Annotated in this window: 4 protein-coding genes and 1 pseudogene; 2 read left to right on the plus strand and 3 right to left on the minus strand. The window is 69.1% G+C overall.

What is annotated here, in order from left to right:
• A pseudogene (locus VB737_RS15700) lies at positions 1 to 255 on the plus strand (hypothetical protein); the annotation flags it as partial.
• On the opposite strand, the gene VB737_RS15705 reads toward VB737_RS15700, so the two are convergent.
• From VB737_RS15705 to VB737_RS15715, 3 genes are all read right to left on the minus strand, one after another.
• Positions 256 to 474 carry a CAB/ELIP/HLIP family chlorophyll-binding protein gene (locus VB737_RS15705; protein WP_500314334.1) on the minus strand — a complete coding sequence of 73 codons (219 nt, stop codon included), beginning with the start codon at positions 472 to 474 and terminating at the stop codon, positions 256 to 258.
• Positions 475 to 478: 4 nt separating this feature from the next.
• Positions 479 to 2500, minus strand: coding sequence for an ABC transporter ATP-binding protein/permease (locus tag VB737_RS15710; RefSeq protein ID WP_500314336.1), 2022 nt, complete (start codon positions 2498 to 2500; stop codon positions 479 to 481).
• Between the two features lie 70 nt (positions 2501 to 2570).
• Positions 2571 to 2915 carry a histidine triad nucleotide-binding protein gene (locus VB737_RS15715; protein ID WP_500314338.1) on the minus strand — a complete coding sequence of 115 codons (345 nt, stop codon included), beginning with the start codon at positions 2913 to 2915 and terminating at the stop codon, positions 2571 to 2573.
• Positions 2916 to 2971: 56 nt separating this feature from the next.
• Between VB737_RS15715 and VB737_RS15720 the strand changes: the two genes are divergently transcribed.
• Positions 2972 to 3397 (plus strand): magnesium chelatase domain-containing protein (locus VB737_RS15720; RefSeq protein WP_500314340.1); only part of this gene is annotated, 426 nt, incomplete at its 3' end.

The raw sequence follows: 3397 nt of genomic DNA on the forward strand, positions 1-3397 counted from the left end.
GGTCTGGAGCGCCCCGACGCCCAGCCCCTGAGCGTGGCGGTGGATGGTCGCGGTGAGCGGCTGGCCCTGGTGCGCCAGCTGGAGGGGCGCACCGAGCTGGTGCTCTACCGCCGCAACCTGATGGCCCTGCAGCCGGTGCCGCTGCGGCCCCCCGGCGTGCCCCGGCGGGTGTCGCTGCGGGCCGACGGCCGGGAGCTGGCGGTGGAGGTGAGCCGCCAGGGCCAGTGGCAGGTGGATCTGATCGCGGTGCCCTGATCAGGGCACCAGGCCCGCCCAGTGCAGGAAGGTGTCGTGGCTGAGGGCCTCGACCAGCAGCACGGCGACGAAGCCGAGCATGGCGAAGCGGCCGTTGACCCGCTCGGCGTAGCCGCTCCAGCCGAAGGCCGGCACCTCGGAGGTGGTGGCGCTGGTGGCGGGCGGAATGGCGGCGGCCGGGGATGCGTCGGCTGATGGGTTGGCGGAAGGGTCGCTCATCGGATCAGTCCTCGCGGCCAAAGGTATAGCCGGCCGCCGGAAGCAGGCGCCAGCCGGCCGAGCCATCGAGCTCGAGCACCGTGTCGTGGTAGGTGGTGAGGGTGGGCCGGTGGCCGACGCTCACGAAGGCCATCTCCCGCTGCACCAGCAGTTCGTAGAGGGCCTTCTCCGTGGTCACGTCGAGGGCGCTGGTGGCCTCATCGAGCACCACGAACCGGGGCGAGTTGAGCAGCAGGCGGGCGAAGGCCAGGCGCTGCTGCTCGCCGAGGGAGAGCAGCCGGGGCCAGTCCTGCTTGATATCGAGGTCGGGATAGCGCTGCACCAGCTCGGGCAGGCGCACCTCCTCAAGCACATGGCGGAGCTGATCATCGCTGAAGCGGTCGGTGGGCTGGGGGTAGCAGAGCTGCTCCCGCAGGCTGCCCAGCAGCATGTAGGGCTTCTGGGGGATGAACATCAGCTCCCCCAAAGGCGGCCGCTGCACGTTGCCGGCGGCCGGCGGCCAGAGTCCGCTCACCAGCCGCAGGAAGGAGGTCTTGCCGCAGCCCGACGGACCCACCACGAGCAGTCGCTGGTTGGCGGTCACCTCCAGGCTGAGGTCCTGCACCAGCAGGCGGTTGGTGCGGGGCGGCACCAGATCAACATGGCTCACCAGGATCGATTCGGGGCGCACGGCGCCGGCCCCGGCCCCCATGGCGCCACCGGCGGAGGCCTGCTCGGCGGCCACGAATTCGGCCATCTCGGCGCTGATCGATTCCACCTTGCCCTGGAAGCCCTCCAGGCGGCTGATGGAGGCGGAGAAGGCCGCCAGCCGGTCGATGTTGTTGACGATGTAGCTGACCGAGGACAGCACCTGGTAGAAGGCGATGCTGGCCTGACTGAAGACGCCGAAGTCGACGTCCTTGGCGAAGTAGATCGGAGCTATCGCAAAATAGGGCAGAAAGCGAGAGAAATAGTCGTAGGAGCGCTGGATGACGCTGATCAGCGCCTCCCAGATGATCAGGCGATTGTAGTTAACGATCGCCCCTTCCAAGCGTCGTTCGCCCTCCTTCTGCTCCTGGCGCTCGCCGCGATAGAACGCAATCGATTCGGCGTTGTCGCGGATGTGGACCAGGCCATAACGGAAATCGGCCTCCAGCTTCAGCTGCTGGTAGTTGAGGTTCACCAGCTTGCGGCTGGCGAACACGATCAGGGCGGTGCCGCCCACCGAATAGGCCAGCAGCCACAGGGCCAGGGTCTGGCTGATGCTCAAGAGAACGAAGATGAAGCTGAAGAAGGTGAGCAGGACGGAGATGATCTCCACCGTCACGCTCAAGCTGGTGGCGGTGAAGCTGGCCGCGTCCTGGGAGATCCGCTGGTCCGGGTTGTCGATCCCTTCAACGCTTTCTTCGTTGGGGTTGAGAACGTAATAGGCCCGGTTGGTGAGGTAGCGGCCCAGCATGCGGCCACTGAGCCACTCCCGCCACAGCAGACCCAGCTTGGGAATCAGGTAGCTCTGGATGGCGCGGATCGGCAGGGCCAGCACCAGGCAGAAGGCGTAGATCGCGAGGATCTTCCAGAACGACTCCGCCTTGTACGCCACCAGGGCGTTCTCGAGGTTCCGGACGATGAAGCTGATGCCGACATTGATGCCGTTGATGACAAGGATCAGCAGGACGATGATGCCGAGCAGCAGCCAGGGCAGCCAGCGCCCCTGGCGCAGCTTGGCCCGCAGGCTGATGAAGGCGCCCAGGCCAGCGGCGAACAGCACCATGATCACGAGGCCGATCGGCCCTTTCCAGACCACGGCCACCTGCTCGGGAACCCCTGGCAGGAAGCGGTCGCGCAGCTCGGGGATCCAGGCCCCGGCCGCCGCCACCACGCCGGTGAGCAGCAGCAGGGTGAAGCCCACAACCACCGCCAGCAGGGCCACCACCAGGATCAGGAACTGGCCGCCGCCGCCGCCGTCTTCGTCGAGGGGCAGGAAGTAGGGCTGGGCCAGGCGCTGCAGCTTGCCCAACTGCTCGCGAAGGGCCTTCAGGGGGGTCATAGGCGTGGGCAGATCGCGCCATTCTCACCGCCGGCCCGACCCGGCCGGGGCCGCGGTGTGCTCCCGGCCATCAGCCCGGCGGCCAGGCCAGCGGGCGGCCGCCGATCACGTGCAGGTGCAGGTGGAACACGGTCTGGCCGGCCTCGGCACCGCTGTTGATCACGGTGCGCCAACTCTCGAGCCCCTCCAGCCGAGCCACCTTGGCGGCCACCAACAGCAGGTGGCCCAGCAGGGCCTGGTGCTCTCCGGTGGCCTCCCCCAGCTGGGCGATCGGCTCGCGGGGAATCACCAGCACGTGCACCGGCGCCTGGGGATTCACATCCCGGAAGGCGAGGCAGAGGTCATCGGCATAGACCTCCTGGCAAGAAATCTCGCCGCGCAGGATGCGGCCGAAGATGGTGTCGCTGCTGGCCATGGGACGCCGGGGAGTGGTCGGGAGGTGGCACTGAACGGGCAGTGGCCTGCGAAGGGATGTTGGCACGGTGCAGCAGCGGGGCCCTGCGGGGCGTGGAGGCCCTGCCGGTGACGGTGGAGGTGGACATCGCCCCGGGGCTGCCGGGGCTGCGGGTGGTCGGCCTGGCGGATGCGGCGGCCCAGGAATCGCGGGAGCGGGTGCGGGGGGCGCTGCGCAACGGCGGCCTGCGGGTGCCCCTCACCCGGGTGGTGGTGAACCTGGCCCCCGCCGACCTGCCCAAGGCGGGCCCCGGCTTCGATCTGCCCATCGCCCTGGGGCTGCTGGTGGCCAGCCAGCAGCTGGCGGCCACCGAGGTGGAGGGGATCTGGAGCGCGGGGGAGCTGGGTCTCGACGGCGGGCTGCGGCCGATCCGGGGGATGCTGGCCCTGGCCCTGGCGGCGCGGCGGCACGGGGCCCGGGCCCTGGTCTGTCCCGTATACACA

Source organism: Synechococcus sp. BA-120 BA3, from assembly GCF_034931285.1.
Classification (GTDB): Bacteria; Cyanobacteriota; Cyanobacteriia; order PCC-6307; family Cyanobiaceae; genus Cyanobium.

What these genes read in the sequence shown, in the direction of transcription:
- VB737_RS15705 (WP_500314334.1), bottom strand. Translation starts at nt 474, where the DNA reads ATGAGCGACCCTTCCGCCAACCCATCAGCCGACGCATCCCCGGCCGCC.
- VB737_RS15710 (WP_500314336.1), bottom strand. Translation starts at nt 2,500, where the DNA reads ATGACCCCCCTGAAGGCCCTTCGCGAGCAGTTGGGCAAGCTGCAGCGC.
- VB737_RS15715 (WP_500314338.1), bottom strand. Translation starts at nt 2,915, where the DNA reads ATGGCCAGCAGCGACACCATCTTCGGCCGCATCCTGCGCGGCGAGATT.